1 protein-coding gene is annotated in these 866 nt (G+C 30.6%); it reads right to left on the bottom strand.

Features of this window, described 5'->3' with window-relative positions; translation table 11 throughout:
- Positions 1–866 (bottom strand): hypothetical protein (locus H2277_RS09035; RefSeq protein ID WP_337201971.1); only part of this gene is annotated, 866 nt, incomplete at both ends.

The following is an 866-nucleotide window of genomic DNA, read 5'->3' as shown; positions in this document are numbered from 1 at the left end:
CTTCTGCTTTCATAAGTAGAATCTATATCCCTTGGATCTTTTAATTTACCCTCAACCACATCACTTCTTAAGGCTTTGTATATATCTCCAAATTCATCTTCAGAAATTTGATATTCGTTATAATCAATCACCCAATCTACTCCCATAATCTCATCTATAAAAGGAAGCATACCAAATTCATCAGGTTTTAAAGTCTTAGCTAAGGTTTTGATCTCTTGTTCTCTTAAAGGATTTTTATGCACTCCTACTAAACCACTTCCTACTGCAATATCTGCATAACCATAAACAGCACCTAATAAATTAGGTTTATCTAATATACTACTTCCTCCACTTAGTTGTATATAAAGTATAGTCGCTTGTATAAATCTTGCATTAAAACCATTTTGAAACATATCATTAGCTAGGTATTTATAATCACCTAATATTCCTGCTGCCATACCCCATTCATTATGAAATAAACTTGATCTTAGATTATGTTTATTATCATCTACTATTCTATATAATTTTTCATATTTAGGATCTACATTTCCTTTTTCATCTACAGCTCCTATGGCTTCATAAGGTATATCTATAACAACACTTCTTATACCACTTCTAATAACTAAATATTTATATCTTTCTTTTTTAGTTTTTAGTGAATTATAATAAGCTTTTTCTGCTTTAGTCCAAGGAGCTATGCTTCCTTTGATAGGATCTTTTAAATAAATGTTTTGCCAATCTTTAAATTCAAGCAAAGTAGATTTCTCTCCTGTGTGAAATTCAGGATCTAGGTATTGGGGTTGATAGTTGATATAAGGGGAAGTTCTTAAGATACGATCAGCTTCAAACAAAGCTTTAGAATATTCTTGGGTGTATTTGCCTACTTT

The sequence above is a fragment of the Campylobacter sp. W0014 genome, from assembly GCF_020135975.1.
In the GTDB taxonomy this organism is placed as follows: domain Bacteria; phylum Campylobacterota; class Campylobacteria; order Campylobacterales; family Campylobacteraceae; genus Campylobacter_D.
Note: the sequence above shows the minus strand (reverse complement) of the source record. Positions and strands in the feature narration are given on the sequence as shown.